The organism is Streptomyces kanasensis, from assembly GCF_043077165.1.
Taxonomy (GTDB): Bacteria; Actinomycetota; Actinomycetes; order Streptomycetales; family Streptomycetaceae; genus Streptomyces; species Streptomyces changanensis.
The window spans coordinates 1051263-1068238 of the sequence record NZ_JBIBSF010000001.1; the positions used below are offsets into that span (position 1 = coordinate 1051263).

Here is a 16976-nt window from a genome sequence, read left to right on the forward strand (position 1 = left end):
ACCAGTGCGGTGGTGAGCGGATCCGGTCGCCTCCTTGACCTGAAGGGAGGCCGCCCGGAACCCGGGGTCGCCGCCGCGGTCCCACGAACCTCCCCCACCGATGCCGTCCGGCGGCGCGAACGTCCTGTCGCGCCAGCCTCGCACCGTCGGACGGTCTCCACCCTGCGCGCCCCCCGCTCCGGCGGGGGGCGCGCGGTCGTGTCCGGCGCCCCCTCGGCGGGGCGCCCTTTCGTGTGCCGGGCCCGGGACGGTCGCGCCGCGGGCCCGCCCCCGAGGACCGCCGCGCCGCCGCCCGCGGGCCCGGGGCCGCACCGGCACCCCCACGGCACCGGTCGGGCCACGCGCTCCACGGCCCACCGCCCGCACGGGCCTGGAGACCCGCCGGGAGGCGCCGCACCGGGGGACCGAGGGCCCTGGAGGGTGCCCTCGGTGCCCCGGTGGCGGGGCGGTACGTCAGTGGTCGGACCGGCGGCTCGGGTCGATCAGCCTGTCCAGGACCTCGCGCACCGCGCGGTACGCCGTCGCGGCCGTCGCGTCGGCCGCCTGTTCCTCCTCCTCCCGGGCCCAGTCCCGGGCGACCCTCACTCGCCGGAGCAGTTCGTCCGCGTCCACAATCTCGGCCATGCCCTACGGCTACCCCCGTCCGCGCGGGCCATGGCACGGCGAACGGCCCCCGCCCCGGTGTCCCGGGAGGGGGGCCGCGTGCGCCTCTGCGGCGGGCGTCAGGCGAGCCGGCGGACCGCCGTCGGGGCGTGGCCGGGCTCGGTGGCGAGCTCCTCCCACTCCGTGATGTCGCTGATGTCCATGGTGCGGCTCATGGAGATGTTCGTGACCCGCTCCAGGATCGCCTCCACGACGACCGGGACCCGGTACTCGGCGGCCAGCTTCTTGGCCTCCTCGAAGGCCGGCAGCAGCTGGTCCGGCTCGGTGACGCGGATCGCCTTGCAGCCGAGGCCCTCGACGACCTTGACGTGGTCGACGCCGTAGACGCCCAGCTCCGGGGAGTTGAGGTTCTCGAACTCCAGGTTCACCTGGAAGTTGATGTCCAGGCCGGCCTGCGCCTGGCGGATCAGACCCAGGTAGGAGTTGTTGACCAGGACGTGGACGTACGGGATGCGGTGCTGCGCGCCGACGGCCAGTTCCTCGATCATGAACTGGAAGTCGTAGTCGCCCGAGAGCGCGACGACCTGGGCCTCCGGGTCGGCCTTGGCGACGCCGAGCGCGGCGGGGATGGTCCAGCCGAGCGGTCCGGCCTGGCCGCAGTTGATCCAGTGGCGCGGCTTGTAGACGTGCAGCATCTGCGCGCCGGCGATCTGGGAGAGGCCGATGGTGGTGACGTACCGGGTCTCGGGGCCGAACGCCCGGTTCATCTCCTCGTAGACGCGCTGCGGCTTCAGCGGCACGTCGTCGAAGTGCGTGCGGCGCAGCAGGGTCGCCTTGCGCTCCTGCGTGGAGGCGACCCAGGCGGAGCGGTCGGGGAGCCTGCCGGCCGCCTTCAGTTCCTTGGCGACCTCGACGAAGAGCTCCAGGGCCGCCTTGGCGTCGGAGGCGATGCCGTAGTCCGGGGCGAAGATCTTGCCGATCTGGGTGGGCTCGATGTCGACGTGGACGAACGTGCGTCCCCGGGTGTAGACGTCGAGCTTGTAGCCGGTGTGGCGGTTGGCCCAGCGGTTGCCGATGCCGAGGACGAAGTCCGACTCCAGGAAGTTCGCGTTGCCGTAGCGGTGCGAGGTCTGGACGCCGACCATGCCGGCGTTCAGGCCGTGGTCGTCGGGGAGGGTGCCCCAGCCCATGAGGGTCGGGATGACCGGGGTGTTCGTCAGCTCGGCGAACTCGACCAGCAGGTCGGACGCGTCGGCGCTGATGATGCCGCCGCCCGCGACGATGACCGGGCGCTCCGACTCCAGGAAGAGGGAGAGCGCCTTCTCGATCTGCGCGCGGGTCGCCGCCGGCTTGTAGACCGGCAGCGGCTCGTACGTGTCGGGGTCGAACTCGATCTCGGTGAGCTGGACGTCGATCGGCAGGTCGATGAGGACCGGCCCGGGGCGCCCGGAGCGCATCAGGTGGAACGCCTGCTGGAAGACGCCGGGGACCTGCGCGGCCTCCAGGACGGTGGTGGCCGCCTTGGTGACCGGCTTGGCGATCGACGCGATGTCGACGGCCTGGAAGTCCTCCTTGTGGATCACGGTGGTGGGGGCCTGACCGGTGATGCAGAGGATCGGGATCGAATCACCGATGGCCGAGTACAGGCCGGTGATCATGTCGGTGCCGGCGGGGCCGGACGTCCCGATGCAGACGCCGATGTTCCCCGGGTGGGTGCGGGTGTACCCCTCGGCCATGTGCGAGGCGCCCTCGACGTGGCGGGCGAGGGTGTGGTCGATCCCGCCGGCCTGCTGGAGGGCCTTGTAGAAGGGGTTGATCGCCGCGCCCGGCACACCGAACGCGTTGGTGACGCCTTCGCGCTTGAGGATCTCAACTGCCGCTCGGGCGGCGGTCATTCGAGGCATGGGTGCTCCTGCTTCGGCCTGGCGGATCCGGCTCTGTCGCGCCACCTGAGAGCGTCGATCCGTTCTCGACTTCCGTAATGCGGAATACTGTTTCTGTTATACGGAAGCAATGTAGGCCGGGGCCCCGGAACCCGTCAAGGGATGGCCGAATGCCTCCCCAAGCACGCGCGCGTGGTGGACCATGGGGGACGCGAAGAAGGGGGCCGATCGCCGTGGGAGAGAACGTGCCGGTGCGCTGCCCGGCCTGCCGCCGCGCACACGCGTACACAGCGCCCGTCTACCCGTGCGCGTGCGGCGCGCCGGTGGCCCCTCCCGTGATGCGCGGCGCCCCCGCCGAGCCCATCACGCACCGCACCTGGACGGACGAGTGGGTCACCGTCCGCTGCGGCGCCTGCCACCGGCTTGGCCAGTGGCCGCAGCCGGAGCTCGGCTGCCCCTGCGGAGCGGTCCTGCGGGTTCCGGTACGGCCGGTCACCACGACGGGTCCGAGCAGAATCGGCGGCCCCGTGCGCTTCGACCCCCCGGGCTCGGGTACGGCGAGACGGGACACGGCCGGTGATCACACGACCGGAGCCGGGGCGGCCGCGCCGGGCCCTGCGACCGCCCCGGACACCACTGGCGGCGCCTCGGGGCAGCCCCCCGGCCAGGATCCGTCCGGACCCCCCGAGGCGACCGCGTCCACCACGGGCGTCTCCACGGTCCACACCGCCCCCGTACCGCCCCCTCCCCCGCCCGTCGCCCGCCCCGCCTTCCACCCGGTCACCATCCGCACCGCCCGGGACGCGGTCACCACGGCCGCGCTGTACCTGCGGTGGCTCGGCTTCCGGGAGGTCGTCCAGCCCGAGGAGCGTCGCGCGGCCGTGTCGTCCGGCATCGAACTGCGGGGCCCCGGTCTGGTCGCGCAGGTCGACCCGACGACCCGGCCCGTCGCCCTGCGCGCCGTGGAGTGCCTGTGGCTGGAGGGGCTCGCGGCGGCGGCGGTGGCCGTGTGCTTCTCCCTCGCCGGGTACGAGGACAAGGCCCGCGCCCGCGCCGACGGCGTGGGGCTGCCCCTGTTCGTCATGGACCTCACGGGCACGCCGCAGCCGGTCAACTCCCCGGCCGACGACCTGCTCGCGCGGGGGGCGTGACGTGCGGATCCGTCCCGCCCGACGCACCGACCTGCCGCGCCTCCGGGACGTCGAACGCGCCGCCGGCGAACCGTTCCGCGCGCTCGGCATGGACGCCGTCGCCGACGACGACCCGCCGCCGCTCGCCACCCTGGAGGAGTACCGGGCGGCCGGCCGGGCCCTGGTCGCCGAGGAGGGCGGCCCCGCCCTGGCGTACCTGCTGTGGGACGACGTGGACGGCGCCGCCCACGTGGAGCAGGTGAGCGTCCACCCGGACGCCGCCCGCAGGGGCCTGGGGCGCGCCCTCATCGAGGAGTTGGCAGTGGGCGCGGCCGCCCACGGGGCCCCGGCGCTGACGCTCACGACGTTCCGGGACGTGCCGTGGAACGCCCCGTACTACGCCCGCATCGGCTTCCGCGTCCTGGCGGCGGCGGAGCTGACGCACGGCCTGCGCGACATCCGCCACGCCGAGGCCGCACACGGCCTGGACCGGTGGCCCCGCGTCTGCATGCGGCGCGACCTGCCACGCGCCCCGGGACGGTAGGCGCGGCCGGGCGGGTTCGCCCCCGCAGGGGTCGGCGGAGAAGGGCGGGCGCCCCGGCCGGGACCCGGGCCCGCCGACCCCGAGGAGGTGAGCCCGCCCGGCCCCGCCGCACCCACCACCCGGGGTGGGCCGCCACCGCACCCCATCCCAACCCCCGACCCCCGTCCCCCTGACGCCCCCTACCGGTGGTCCTCCTCGCGGTACTCGGCGGTGGAACCGGCCGCGGTGCGCTCCCGCAGCTCGATGCGGCGGATCTTGCCGGACACGGTCTTCGGCAGTTCGGCGAACTCGATCCGGCGGATGCGCTGGTACGGGGCGAGGACGGCGCGCGCGTGCGCGAACAGCGCCTTGGCCGTCTCCGGGCCGGGCTCCCAGCCGTCGGCGAGTACGACGTACGCCTTGGGGACGGCGAGCCGGACCGGGTCCGGCGCGGGCACCACGGCGGCCTCCGCGACCGCCTCGTGCTCCAGCAGGGCGCTCTCCAGCTCGAACGGGCTGATCTTGTAGTCACTGGCCTTGAAGACGTCGTCGGCCCGCCCCACGTACGTGAGGTATCCGTCGGCGTCGCGGGCGGCGATGTCGCCCGTCCGGTAGAAGCCGCCGCGCATGGCCTGCGCGGTGCGTTCGGGGTCGCCGTGGTACCCCGTCATGAGCCCGGCGGGGCGGGCGGACAGGTCCAGGGCGATCTCGCCCTCGTCGGCGCCCGGCTCGCCCGTCACCGGGTCGAGGAGTTCGACGCGGAAACCGGGGCTCGGGCGGCCCATGGAACCGGGCTTCAGGGGCTGGCCGGGGCTGTTGGAGATCTGGACGGCCGTCTCGGTCTGCCCGAATCCGTCACGGACGCTGACGCCCCAGGCACGCCGTACGGCGGCGATCACCTCGGGGTTGAGCGGCTCGCCGGCCGCGACGACCTCGCGGGGCGGGGTGCGCAGGGCGGTCAGGTCGGCCTGGATGAGCATCCGCCACACCGTGGGCGGGGCGCAGAAGCTGGTGACGCCGTGGCGGTCCATCTCCGCCATGAGGCGGGCCGGGTCGAACCGCGTGTAGTTGTGGACGAAGACCGTGGCCTCGGCGTTCCAGGGGGCGAAGAGGTTGGACCAGGCGTGCTTGGCCCAGCCGGGCGAGGAGATGTTGAGGTGGACGTCGCCGGGCCGCAGTCCGATCCAGTACATCGTCGCCAGGTGACCGACGGGGTAGGAGGTGTGGGTGTGCTCGACGAGCTTCGGGCGGGCGGTGGTGCCGGAAGTGAAGTAGAGCATCAGGGTGTCGGAGGCGTCGGTGGGCCCGTCGGGGACGAAGGCGTCGTCCGCGGCGTAGGCGTCCTCGAACGCCGCCCACCCCCCACCGGCGCCCCCGACGGCGATGCGCGTGTACTCCCCGGGCACGTCGTCGAACTTGCCGGTGTCCGCCGCGCGGACGACCACGTGCCGGGCCCTGCCCCGCTCGACGCGGTCCCGGAGGTCGGCGGGGCCGAGCAGCGGGGTGGCGGGGATGACCACCGCGCGCAGCTTCATCGCGGCGAGCGCCGTCTCCCACAGCTCGACCTGGTTGGCGAGCATGACGACGATCCGGTCGCCGGCCGCCACGCCGTGCGCGTCGCGCAGCCAGTCGGCGACGCGGGCGGAGCGGGCCGACATCTCCGCGAAGCTGCGCCGCGTCTCGGTACCGTCCTCCTCGACGATGTGCAGGGCGGTCGCGTCGTTGTCGGCCGCGATGACGTCGAACCAGTCCAGGGCCCAGTTGAACCGGGCGGGCCGGGGCCAGGAGAACCCGGCGCGGGCCGCCTCGTAGTCCTCCCGGTGCCGTAGCAGGAAGTCCCGGGCCGCCCGGAACTGCTCGGTCGCGCCGCTCTCCGGCATCGTCGTCCTCCTCGTCGCGGGGGGGTGTGGGCGCCATGGTGTACGCGCCACCCCCGGTGTCACTACCCCCCGGACACCCCGGAAGCGCACCGACCGCCCCGCCCGCACCGCTCCCCACACCCACCCGACGACTCCCCGCCCCCACCCCGGACCGCCGATCCCTCATCCCCGGTCCCCGGTCCCCGGCTACGCGTCGGCGGCGAAGGTCCCGATCCGCACGTCGAAGGGGCCGCGGCCCAGCGTGGTGAGGACGTACCCGGCCTCGTCGGTCAGCGCGTCCCGCTGGGCGCCGGTGAGCGGGGCGAAGGGCTGGACGGTCACCGTGACGGCACCGTCGCGCCCCTCGTCCAGCGCCCAGATCCCGGCGACGAGTCCATCGACGAGGAACGTCCGGTACGCCTGGTTGCCCTTCCACGTCCGGTCCCGGTACTCGGTCGGTACGACGCGCGAACGGTCGGCGTGGGAGAGCAGGAGGTTGTCGAACTCGGGCAGGAAGCGGGGCGGGGCCGGCGTGTCCGGGTCCGGGCGGGGCGCGTCGGGGAGGTCGAACAGCTCGGTGCCCCGCGGGTCGCGGAAGGTCACCAGCCGGGGCCGCAGCCGCTCGAACGCGTCCTGCAGCCGGGTGAGGCCGCACCACGTCTGCATGTCCTTTACGGAGGCGGGCCCGAAGGCCGCGAGGTACCGCAGGACGACGTCCTCCGGGCGCACCGGCGGCGCCTCCCGAACCCGCTGCGGCCCGAACCAGACGTCCGTCGTGGTCAGCTCGACCTGGCCGCTGCGGTCCCACAGGCCGCGCGGGGTGACCTGGACGAGCGGCAGCGAGCAGCGGGCGGTGACGGTCAGGGCGAGGGGGTCGGCGTCGGGCCAGCGTTCCAGCAGGACCTCGCGGATCTCCTTCGGGGTGCGGGGCCGCTCCTCGACGAGCTCGCGGACGAGGGCCGTCAGGACGTCGACGTCCACGCCGGTGAGCCTCTTGCGGAACTGCCGCACCCCGCGGTCGCCGACGGGCCGCGTGAACGGGCCGAGGGCGAGGACGTCGTCGGCGGTGTGGGTGTGGAGGGTGGACCGCATGGTGACGACCCGGGCGACCTCGCGCCGCTCCATCAGCCCGGACAGCTCCTCGGGGCGGAAGCCGTCGAGCCGGGCGGCGAGGGCGTGGTACGGGGGCTTGGTGTTCTGCGCCTGGAGCCCGACGAGGTGGCGCACGGCGTCCTTCGCCGGCATGCGGGTACGCCGTAGGAGGAGCTGACGTGCCAGCGTGGCGCGGTTGAGCGCCCGGAGGGAGAGGACGGGCGGGGTCGTCGATGCCATGGCGGCACGCTACCGAGCGACGCGGACACCTTCTGTCCGCAAGGCGGCAATCCGACGGCCATGCCGGCGACCGGGCCGGGACAAACCGGGGCGTATATCCTGCCTTCCGGCCCCGGATGACCGCAGGAGGTGAGGACCCGCGATGACCCTGCCCTCAAGGAGGCACCGCCGCCGGCGCCCCGACGAGCCGGAGCCGGCGGCGCCGCCCGCCGTGGTGGACCCGGCCGGCGACCCGGCCGTCGCCCCCGCGGGCGGGGCGCGGGGCGGCAGCGTCGTCGAGGCGTCGCTGTACCGGGACGGCCGCAAGGTGTCGTCCCCGACCTCCCTCTCCGAGACGTTCCGGCAGCTGCGCGAGGAGCCGGACGGCATGGCGTGGATCGGTCTGCAACGCCCGTCCGAGGGCGAGCTGCTGTCGCTTGCGGCCGAGTTCGACCTGCACGAGCTGGCCGTCGAGGACGCGATGGAGGCCCACCAGCGGCCGAAGTTGGAGCGGTACGGCGGCACGCTCTTCGTCGTCCTGCGCGCCGCCCGCTACCTGGACGCCCAGGAGGAGGTCGAGTTCGCCGAGCTGCACGTGTTCGTCGGCCCCGACTTCCTGATCACCGTCCGGCACGGCGCCGCCCCTGACCTGTCGGCGGTGCGCCGCCGCATGGAGGACACCCCGGAACTCCTCGCCCTCGGCCCGGAGGCGGTGCTCTACGCCATCCTGGACGCGGTCGTCGACGGATACGCGCCGGTCGTGGCGGGCGTCCAGAACGACATCGACGAGATCGAGACGGAGGTCTTCCGCGGCGACCCCGCGGTGTCCCGCCGCATCTACGAACTCTCCCGCGAGATGGTCGAGTTCCAGCGCGCCACCCGCCCCCTGGTCGGCATGCTGCACGGCCTCATGGCGGGCTTCGCCAAGTACGGCACGGAGGAGGAGCTCCAGCGCTACCTGCGCGACGTCGCCGACCACGTCACCCACACCAGCGAACGCGTGGACGGCTTCCGGCAGGCCCTGACGGAGATCCTCACGGTCAACGCCACCCTGGTCACCCAGCAGCAGAACGCCGAGATGCGCGCCCTGGCGGAGGCCGGCTTCGAGCAGAACGAGGAGATCAAGAAGATCTCGTCCTGGGCGGCCATCCTCTTCGCCCCGACCCTCGTCGGCACCATCTACGGCATGAACTTCGACCACATGCCGGAGCTGCACTGGGTGGCCGGGTACCCGTTCGCGATCCTCCTGATGGCCCTGGTCTGCACGAGCCTCTACTACGTCTTCAAGCGCCGGGACTGGCTGTAGGCGGCAACGCGCACGCGCGGACCGACCGCGCGACGGCGACCCTCGTGAAGGAGGCGCTTCGAGGCGTCGTCGGCGCGCTCGACCGCCCGCACACGCGAGAAGGACGGCACCGACCTCCTCGAACCGTCTGTCAGCGGTCGGCCCACCCCCGGTGGCCTTGCCACCGCACCGAACACGTCTCGGCGCGGCTCAAGGTCCGTGACGCCGGCGGTCTGGCCGAGCTCACCGAGACGAGCAGGACGAAGGCGCCGCAGGTCAACAGGGCCCCGTCACGACGCGCAGGACGAGGAGCTCGTCTCCCGTCACGCCCGCCAGGCCGAGGACGGCGGGCATGATCGCGCCCAGCCAGATGGCGGCGCGTGTAGACGCGCATGAAGGCTGCACACCGATGTGCGAGGGCTGATCTCCCCCTCACCCGTCGGGCAAGGGCGACCGGCTCCGGGAAGAGCCGGACACGGACCGCACTCCGGTACCCGCGCCCCGCCCCCGGCGGCGGGGCGGGGCCTTTGGCGTGTCCGGCCCGGCGCTACGACGGTACGGCCGTCGTGGGGTCCCGGTCGTCGGTGTCCGGTTCCTGGGGCGGGGTGCTCAGCTGCTCGCGCAGGTAGTTCCAGACCACCGCGATCAGGGCGGCCGCCGGTACCGCGAGGAGGCTGCCCACGATGCCGGCCAGGTTGCCGCCCAGCGTGACGGCGAGGAGGACCACCGCCGCGTGGAGGCCGAGCCCTCGGCTCTGGATCATGGGCTGGAACACGTTGCCCTCCAGCTGCTGCACGACGACGATGATCGCCAGCACGAGCAGCGCGTCGGTCAGACCGTTCGAGACCAGCGCGATGAGCACCGCGACCAGGCCGGCGAAGAGGGCGCCCACGATCGGCACGAACGCGGACACGAAGGTCAGCACGGCCAGCGGGAGCACCAGCGGAACGTCGAGGATCCACAGGCCGACGCCGATGAGGACGGCGTCGATCAGACCGACGAACGCCTGGGACCGTACGAACGCGCCGAGGGTCTCCCAGCTGCGCGCGGCCACGACCGGGACGTCCGTGGCCAGCCGGCCGGGGAGCTGGCGGGTCAGCCAGGGCAGGAACCTCGGGCCGTCCTTGAGGAAGAAGAACATGAGGAAGACCGCCAGGACGGCGGTCACCACACCGTTGATCACGGTGCTCACCCCCGTGACCACGGCGGTGACCATGCTGCCGAGGCTGCTCTGGATGCGGGCGACCGCCGTGTCGAAGGCACCGGTGATCTGGGCGTCGCCGATGTTCAGCGGCGGCCCCGCCGCCCACTCCCGCACCCTCTGGATGCCCGCGACCACGCCGTCGGCCAGTTCCCCGGACTGCGAGGCCACCGGCACCGCGATCAGCGCCACGATGCCCGCGGCCACGAGCAGGAACACCACGGTGACCACCGACGCGGCCAACGCCGGGGGCCAGCCGTGCCGGCGGAGGAAACGGGCCAGGGGCCAGGTCAGGGTGGTGAGGATCAGGCCCACGATGAGGGGCCAGACCACCGACCACATACGCCCCAGCAGCCACAGGGCCACCGAGACCGCCACGAGAACCAGCAGCAGTTCGGCGGAGGCGCGTGCCGAGGTGCGCAGCGCGGCGGCGGTTTTCGTGGAACTCAGCGATGCAGGCATACGAGCACCCTATGGGCACTCCCGCCGGGGCCCGTCACCGCTGCCGGGGGAGACGGTCGAGACGCTCGCCGTCGGCCGTCAGGCGCGGCAGCGGAGCATGGTCAGTGGCGGGTTGGCGGCGAAGTCCGCCCAGAAGTCCGCCCCGTACTGCCGAACGCCCGCGTCGGACACCTCCAGCGGCACCCAGGTCACCTCGCCGAAACCGGCGGCCCGCAGGCAGTCCTCGAAGACCTCGCGGCGCGGGCAGGCGGCGACGAACCGGATCGGCGGGTCGAGCAGCGCCGTGACCCGGACCTGCGGCCCGGTCCCGGTCTCCTCCCCCGTCGGCTCGCAGCGGAAGCCGTACTTGTCCAGCGGGGGGCCGTCGAAGCGGTAGTCGGGCGCCATGGCGAACACGAAGAACTCGGCGCCGGGCACCAGGCTCCGGTGCACGGTGCGGCACATGCGCTCCATGGCGGCGACGTCCTGCGCGTAGCCGAACAGCTGGACCGCCGTGGCGACGTCGAAGCGCCGGGCGAGGGGCGGCAGTTCGGACACGTCGCCCACCTCGTAGCGCACACCCAGCGGGTCGCGCTCCTCCAGCGCCCGCGCCGCGGCGACCATCTCCGGGGAGATGTCGATCCCGAGCACCTCCGAGGCGCCGCGCCGCTTGAACTCCCTGCTGTAGAAGCCGGTGCCGGAGGCCAGGTCCAGCACCGACCTGCCGCGCACGTCCCCGACCATGGCCAGGAAGCCGGGCACCTCCACGTAGTGCGCCAGTGGCAGGGACTTGAAGCCCTCGAACGCCTCACCGATCTCGTCGTACTGCTGCACCGTCACCGTGCCGTCCTCCCCTGTCGGGTCACGCCACGGCTCCGGCCCCACGTCTGCGGGGCCCGCCGCGGCCTCGTGCCTCTCGCGAGGAGTCTCCCGGCAGGCCCACGGACCGCCGTACCGGCAGAAGCCACGAAGATGCCGGCCCCGTCCCGGCTACTCGCACGGACCGGGGAACGGGCCCCTTCGACGCGCCGGGTGGGCGCCGCGCCCAGCCGAGGGCCGGCCGAGGCGGATGCACGTGGTCAGCTCGCCCACCGTCCCCTCCGACAGGCAGGCGTCGGCGCAGGCCGTACAGGCTTGCCCACAGTCGACGCACGCGTCGATGCACCTGTCCGTGGCCTTCCGGTCCACCCCGCCCAGGTCCGCCGGGTACGCGTCCGGCATGTCCTCGACCGATGTCATCCTCGTGTCCTCTTCCTTCGCCGGCCTCCGCGGTGGCGGCTCTCTCCACCGCTCGGGAAGCCGCGGACGGCACGGGGACGGGCAACACCGGCAAGGGGGGCGACAAATACCCCCGGGCCACCGCCGGCCTGTCGCCCCTCGCCGCAGGGGGCGCGCGCACGGCCGGTGCGGTGGGCGGGCGTCGCGTCTATGATCCGTACCGGTGAGCCGGGAAGTCTGGTCGGCGTTCGTCCCGCCGACCCCTGGAGCCGCCACGTGCACACGTCCCCGACGCCCGACCTGCCTCCCGCGGAGCCGGCGGCACCGGCTTCCCGTCCCTCGATCGGGGAAGGTCCGGCCGCCCCGGCGCCGGCGCCCGCCACCGCCGACCCGGCCGCGGACGCCGGCACTCACCCGGGCACGGCTGTCGACTCGGGCACGGACCCGGGCCCGGCAGCCGACCCGGGCACGGACCCGGACCGGGGCCCAGGCCGGGGCCCGGCAGCCGACGGGGACGCGGCCCCGCAGGCCGGCACGGGGGCCGGCACAGGAGCGGGGAACAGGCCGAGCCGTCAGGCGCGCCGGGTCGAGGCGCGACGTGCCAAGCGGGAGCGGGTCGCGCTGCTCGCCGCGTCGGCGGTCGCACCGTCCGCGCCGGTGCGGTGGGGCGCGGGTTGGGGCGGCAGGGTCTGCGGTGCGGCCGTGCTCGTGGCGTACGTGGCATCGGTGCACCGGCCGGTGGGGGCGGGCCTGGCCCGCCCCGAAGCGGGGGCGTTCTTGTTCGCGGTGTGGACCTCACTGGTGTTGGCGTGGGTCGTCTGCCGCCTCGCCCTGTGGCGGGTCACCGCCGACCGGGACGGGATCCACGTGCGGCGCATGTGGTCCACCCGTTTCCTGGCCTGGCCGGTGGTCGGCCGGGTCGAGCTGCGCCACGACGGGCTGCTGGAGTTCTTCGGCCCGCGGGGTTCCACCCTGGCCGGGACGTTCGCGCCGCCCTGGCTCTCGCGCCTCACCCGGCGGGACTGCGCGGGCCGGCAGGCCGCCGACCTTCTGACCGCCATGTCCCTGCACCCGCACCTGCGCCCCGCGGGTCAGGTGTCACGCCGCTCGGCACGTGCGGGTTTCGTCCGGTGGGCGGTCCCCCTGGCCGTGCTCGTCCACTCCGCCCCGCTCCTCCTGCGCACCTGAACCCGCCGGTCGCCACCACCCGCCGGGACGCCGCACGCCGCACGCCCGCACTCGCCCCGGCCAGGGACAGCGGTCAGGGACGGGGGGCAGGGACGGGCGGTATGGGTTCCGGCAGCCGGACGGGCACGGTGGCGGACGGCCGAGCGCTCTCAGGCCGGGCGCTCCCGGACGGACGGCCCCGGTGTCATGGCGGCGGGGCGGGCACCGTTGCGGCCGGCGGAGCGGGCAGGGTCTCGGGCAGACGGGCGCGGAGCGTGGCGGCGAACTCCTCCGCGCGGGCGAGCTGGACGCGCAGCTTCTCCACCTGCCCCGCCGCGGTCTGCTCGTACGCGCGTACGCGCTCCAGGAGCGTCTCGCGCTCGTCCGGGCCCGGCCCGTCACCCGCGTCGAGGCGGTCGGTGGCGTCGAGCAGGTCGCGCATCTGGTCCAGGGTGAAGCCGAGCGGCTTCATCCGGCGGATGACCATGAGGCGGGCGACGTCACCCTCGGTGTTGAGGCGGAAGCCGCCCCGGGAGCGGGCTGAGGGGACGACGAGGCCGGTCTCCTCGTAGTGGCGGATGGTCCGCAGCGACAGCCCGGTGCGCGCGGCGACCTCGCCGATCTGCATGTGCTTGCCGTCCACGCGCCCGTCCTGGCCTCTCCGTCACGGCGGTACGGCCCGTACGCGCCCGCCGGTGTCTACTCTAACGTCAGGGTAGAGTTGCTGGTGGTGAAGCGGTGTACCGGTGCTTCGCCGTTGCCGTGTCGGGGCCGCCGCCGCCCCCGGCGAAGTCCCGATTCCCGCAGGAGAGACGCGTGCGCGAGCCCAGGACGCCCGGCGCCGCCGCCTGCCCGCCGTGACACCTCGCCCCCGGACGTGAGTCCCGGCGCCGTCGCGCCCGCCGCTCCGTCCCCCTGATCTTCCGGCGCCGCACCGGCGGGGCCGTTCGCGGGGTGCCGCCCGGCACCTCCGCGTCCTCCCCACACCCCCGGGTCCGCCACGGGGAGTGTGCCCGAGCACGACAGGTTCCCGATCCCTTGTCCTTCACCACCACCGTGTCCCCGGCCGCGCGCCTGCGCGGCCTGAAGCCCGACTGGCTGTCCGATCCCAAGGTCTGGCGCACCGAGATCCTGGCGGGGCTCGTCGTGGCGCTCGCGCTGATCCCCGAGGCGATCTCGTTCTCGATCATCGCCGGCGTCGACCCGACGATCGGGCTGTTCGCCTCGTTCACCATGGCCGTGGTCATCTCGATCGTCGGCGGGCGCCGCGCGATGATCTCCGCCGCCACCGGCGCCGTCGCCCTCGTCATCGCGCCGCTCAACCGCGAGCACGGCCTGGGGTACCTGGTCGCCGCCGTCATCCTGGCCGGCCTCCTTCAGGTCGTCCTGGGCGCCCTCGGAGTGGCGAAGCTCATGCGCTTCATCCCCCGCTCCGTGATGGTCGGCTTCGTCAACGCCCTGGCCATCCTCATCTTCATGGCGCAGATCCCCGAGATGCGGAACGTCCCCTGGGCCGTGTACCCGCTGGTCATCGGCGGGCTGGCGCTGATGGTGTTCTTCCCGAAGGTCACCACCGTGGTCCCGGCCCCGCTGGTGTCCATCGTGATCCTGACCGCGATCACCGTCGGGGCGGCCATCGCGGTCCCCACCGTGGGCGACAAGGGCGCGCTGCCGTCGTCCCTGCCGGTACCGGGCCTGCCCGACGTGCCGTTCACCCTCGACACCCTGACGACGATCGCCCCCTACGCGTTCGCCATGGCGCTGGTCGGCCTCATGGAGTCATTGATGACCGCCAAGCTCGTGGACGACATCACCGACACGCACTCCGACAAGACCCGTGAGTCCGTCGGTCAGGGCATCGCCAACATCGTCACCGGCTTCTTCGGCGGCATGGGCGGCTGCGCCATGATCGGCCAGACGATGATCAACGTGAAGGTGTCCGGCGCCCGCACCCGCGTCTCGACCTTCCTGGCGGGGGCCTTCCTGATGGTGCTGTGCATCGTCTTCGGCCCGCTGGTCTCGGACATCCCCATGGCCGCCCTGGTCGCCGTCATGATCATGGTGTCGTTCGCCACCTTCGACTGGCACTCCGTCGCCCCGAGGACGCTGAAGCGGATGCCCGCCGGCGAGATCGCCGTCATGGTGATCACCGTCGCCTGTGTCGTGGCGACCCACAACCTCGCCGTCGGCGTCATCGTCGGCTCGGTCACCGCCATGGTCGTCTTCGCCAGGCGCGTCGCCCACTTCGCCGAGGTGACGGGCGTCGTCGACCCCGACGGGACCACGGTCGTGTACCGGGTCACGGGCGAACTGTTCTTCGCCTCCTCCAACGACCTCGTCGGGCAGTTCGACTACGCGGGCGACCCGGAGAAGGTCGTCGTCGACCTGAGCGCGGCCCACATCTGGGACGCCTCCTCCGTCGCCGCCCTGGACGCCGTGGAGGCGAAGTACGCGCAGCGCGGCAAGAGCGTCGAGATCATCGGTCTGAACGACCCCAGCGCCCACCTGCACGGCAAGCTCACCGGCGAGCTCGCGGCCGGCCACTGACAAGGCCCCGCCTCGGGCACGGGCGAGGGCCCGGCCTCACGGCCCCCTCCCGCGCTCGTGCGGCCGGACCCGGGCTTTCCACGGGCAGCACCGTACGACGGCGGTGCCCGGCGGGAGGGGCGGCTACCGCGGCCGGCGGCCGGCGTGGGCGTCGCCCGGGTCGTCGGGCAGCGCGATCCGGGCGGTGACGCGCTTGCCGACCGGTTCGCGCTGGACTTCGAAACCGTGAGCGACGGCCATCACGATCTCCAGACCGTGCTGGCCGACCCGGCCGGGGTCGGCCGCCCGCGCCACCGGCAGGACCGGATCGCTGTCCCACACGACGACCTCCACCGAGTCGCCGACGAGGCGCAGCTCCATCAGGACCGGACCGGGCGCGTACTTGCGGGCGTTGGTGACGAGCTCGCTGACGACCAGCTGGGTCAGGTCCATCGCGCGGGCCGACACGGGCAGCCCGTACTCCCCCTGGACCCGGGCGAGGAACCCCGCCGCCCGGTGGCGCGCCTCGGCGATGCACGAGCCGTCGCCGTCGAGCGCGACGACGTCTTGGAGCGGAGCGGGCTTCACGCCCCCGCCGTCTGGTGCCGATTCGACTGGATCCACTGCTGTTCCCCCGTTCACGCCTGCGCGCATACCCGGGATGACGGCTCCTATGCACCCGCGCGTTGCCGAGTCGTCGACCGCATGGTGCACGCTCGTCCCCTGTGAGAGGCTACCGGTGCACATGATCATCCGATCCGGCCCAGCGAGAGCAGCAGAGGAACCCGTGAAGGACACCGATGAGGCAGTGCGGCCCGGCCCGCTGTCGATCCGCACGGACTGCGTCGACGGCATCCGGGTCGTCACCGTGCACGGCGAGATCGACCACACCTCCCGCGACACCCTCCACCGGGCGTTGGCCCCCGCCCCGGACGGCGGTCAGCCACGCACGGTGATCGACCTCGGCGGCGTGTCCTTCATGGACTCCAGCGGCGTCAACGTCCTCATCGCCGCCCACCAGAGCGCCACCGGCGCCGACGGCTGGCTGCGCCTCGCCGACCCCCAGGAGTCGGTACTGCGCCTCGTGCGGCTGGTCGGCCTCGACACCGTCATCCCCTGCCACCCCACCCTCCGGCAGGCCCTGCACGGCTGACCGGCAGCGGCGCTCCCCGGCACGGGGCGCGGCGCACACCCCGCCCCCGCAGCACCGCGGCGGGGGGGGGGGGGGGGCGGCGGGCGGGGGGGGGGGGGGGGGGGGCGCCCCCCCCGCCGCGGAGTGGGGCGTCCCGGGACAGCGATCAGAACGCGAACACCGGGTTGCCGTTGAGAGTCGCCGCCATGACGCACGCGTTGGAGAACGTGTGCTTCCAGGTGACGCGCTGGCCCTGCCAGACACCGTCGACGGCGGCGGTGACGGGGTCGTAGTGCATGGGGCAGAACCGGTTCGGGTCCGGGGCGGCGAGGAGCGCGTCGAGGTTCCCGGTGGTGGCGGCGAGGGCGGCACAGGCCGCCTGGGGGTCGGGGTGCGTCCCCTTGACGATCGGCGCGCAGCTGAGGGTCGCGGCCTTCGTGACGGTGGCACCGTACTCGCCCTGGGTGACGGTGAGGACGACCGCGGAGGGACCGGTCGGGGCCGCGGGCCGGGCCGCAGCGACACCGGTGGCACCGGTCAGGGCCAGGAGGGTGGCGGCGGAGACGGCGGCGATGCGAAGACGCACGACAGAACTCTCTTTCGATGTGAAGGCCAGCTGCGGAAGTTGTCTACGTTGTGTCGACCACGTGCCGCCGACTCTGTCTGATGTGAAGGTCGAGCGCACATCCATCACCGA

16 protein-coding genes and 1 pseudogene are annotated in these 16976 nt (G+C 73.7%); 6 read left to right on the plus strand and 11 right to left on the minus strand.

From position 1 onward, the window contains the following. Positions 1-453 precede the first annotated feature (453 nt). Both ACF053_RS04595 and gcl read right to left on the minus strand, forming a co-directional pair. Positions 454-624 (minus strand): hypothetical protein, encoded by a 171-nt coding sequence (locus tag ACF053_RS04595; protein WP_391952448.1) that lies wholly within the window; start codon positions 622-624, stop codon positions 454-456. Positions 625-722: 98 nt separating this feature from the next. Next, positions 723-2507 (minus strand): glyoxylate carboligase, encoded by a 1785-nt coding sequence (gcl, locus tag ACF053_RS04600; protein ID WP_391952449.1) that lies wholly within the window; start codon positions 2505-2507, stop codon positions 723-725. Positions 2508-2824: 317 nt separating this feature from the next. On the opposite strand from gcl, the gene ACF053_RS04605 reads away from it, so the two are divergent. Then, positions 2825-3637: a hypothetical protein gene (locus ACF053_RS04605; RefSeq protein WP_391952450.1), complete on the plus strand. Its 813-nt coding sequence runs from the start codon at positions 2825-2827 to the stop codon at positions 3635-3637. 1 nt (position 3638) lies between these two features. Beyond that, a complete protein-coding gene (locus tag ACF053_RS04610; RefSeq protein ID WP_391952451.1) occupies positions 3639-4160 on the plus strand; it encodes a GNAT family N-acetyltransferase in 522 nt (173 codons plus the stop codon). Positions 4161-4339: 179 nt separating this feature from the next. Here ACF053_RS04610 and ACF053_RS04615 read toward each other — a convergent pair whose 3' ends face one another. Together ACF053_RS04615 and ACF053_RS04620 are read right to left on the minus strand one after the other, a co-directional pair. Beyond that, entirely contained in the window at positions 4340-6019 is a 1680-nt protein-coding gene (locus ACF053_RS04615; protein WP_391952452.1) for an AMP-binding protein, read from the minus strand. A 186-nt stretch (positions 6020-6205) separates the two neighbouring features. Then, a complete protein-coding gene (locus tag ACF053_RS04620) occupies positions 6206-7330 on the minus strand; it encodes a winged helix DNA-binding domain-containing protein (protein WP_391952453.1) in 1125 nt (374 codons plus the stop codon). Positions 7331-7472: 142 nt separating this feature from the next. Between ACF053_RS04620 and ACF053_RS04625 the strand changes: the two genes are divergently transcribed. Next, positions 7473-8615: a magnesium and cobalt transport protein CorA gene (locus ACF053_RS04625; protein WP_391952454.1), complete on the plus strand. Its 1143-nt coding sequence runs from the start codon at positions 7473-7475 to the stop codon at positions 8613-8615. Between the two features lie 255 nt (positions 8616-8870). Here the strand turns inward: ACF053_RS04625 and ACF053_RS04630 are convergent, their stop codons facing one another. From ACF053_RS04630 to ACF053_RS04645, 4 genes and pseudogenes are all read right to left on the minus strand, one after another. After that, positions 8871-8999, minus strand: a complete 129-nt coding sequence (locus tag ACF053_RS04630; RefSeq protein WP_391952455.1) for a hypothetical protein — start codon at positions 8997-8999, stop codon at positions 8871-8873. Between the two features lie 142 nt (positions 9000-9141). Then, positions 9142-10257 carry an AI-2E family transporter gene (locus tag ACF053_RS04635; RefSeq protein ID WP_391952456.1) on the minus strand — a complete coding sequence of 372 codons (1116 nt, stop codon included), beginning with the start codon at positions 10255-10257 and terminating at the stop codon, positions 9142-9144. 78 nt (positions 10258-10335) lie between these two features. Continuing rightward, positions 10336-11076: a class I SAM-dependent methyltransferase gene (locus tag ACF053_RS04640; protein ID WP_391952457.1), complete on the minus strand. Its 741-nt coding sequence runs from the start codon at positions 11074-11076 to the stop codon at positions 10336-10338. A 225-nt stretch (positions 11077-11301) separates the two neighbouring features. After that, positions 11302-11475 (minus strand): annotated as a pseudogene (locus ACF053_RS04645) (four-helix bundle copper-binding protein); the annotation flags it as partial. A 696-nt stretch (positions 11476-12171) separates the two neighbouring features. On the opposite strand from ACF053_RS04645, the gene ACF053_RS04650 reads away from it, so the two are divergent. Continuing rightward, the gene (locus ACF053_RS04650; protein WP_391952458.1) at positions 12172-12642 is read left to right on the plus strand and encodes a hypothetical protein; all 471 of its coding nucleotides are present in this window, start codon (positions 12172-12174) and stop codon (positions 12640-12642) included. Between the two features lie 184 nt (positions 12643-12826). Here the strand turns inward: ACF053_RS04650 and ACF053_RS04655 are convergent, their stop codons facing one another. Continuing rightward, positions 12827-13264 carry a MerR family transcriptional regulator gene (locus ACF053_RS04655; protein ID WP_391952459.1) on the minus strand — a complete coding sequence of 146 codons (438 nt, stop codon included), beginning with the start codon at positions 13262-13264 and terminating at the stop codon, positions 12827-12829. Between the two features lie 413 nt (positions 13265-13677). On the opposite strand from ACF053_RS04655, the gene ACF053_RS04660 reads away from it, so the two are divergent. Further along, positions 13678-15168 carry a SulP family inorganic anion transporter gene (locus ACF053_RS04660; protein ID WP_391952643.1) on the plus strand — a complete coding sequence of 497 codons (1491 nt, stop codon included), beginning with the start codon at positions 13678-13680 and terminating at the stop codon, positions 15166-15168. A gap of 123 nt (positions 15169-15291) precedes the next feature. Here ACF053_RS04660 and ACF053_RS04665 read toward each other — a convergent pair whose 3' ends face one another. Continuing rightward, complete coding sequence (locus ACF053_RS04665; protein ID WP_391952460.1) at positions 15292-15771, minus strand: ATP-binding protein; 480 nt, start codon at positions 15769-15771, stop codon at positions 15292-15294. Positions 15772-15934: 163 nt separating this feature from the next. Between ACF053_RS04665 and ACF053_RS04670 the strand changes: the two genes are divergently transcribed. Further along, on the plus strand, positions 15935-16300 hold the full coding sequence (locus tag ACF053_RS04670) for an STAS domain-containing protein (RefSeq protein ID WP_391952461.1): 366 nt from the start codon (positions 15935-15937) through the stop codon (positions 16298-16300). A gap of 145 nt (positions 16301-16445) precedes the next feature. Here ACF053_RS04670 and ACF053_RS04675 read toward each other — a convergent pair whose 3' ends face one another. Continuing rightward, positions 16446-16865, minus strand: a complete 420-nt coding sequence (locus tag ACF053_RS04675) for an SSI family serine proteinase inhibitor (protein ID WP_391952462.1) — start codon at positions 16863-16865, stop codon at positions 16446-16448. Positions 16866-16976: the final 111 nt, after the last annotated feature.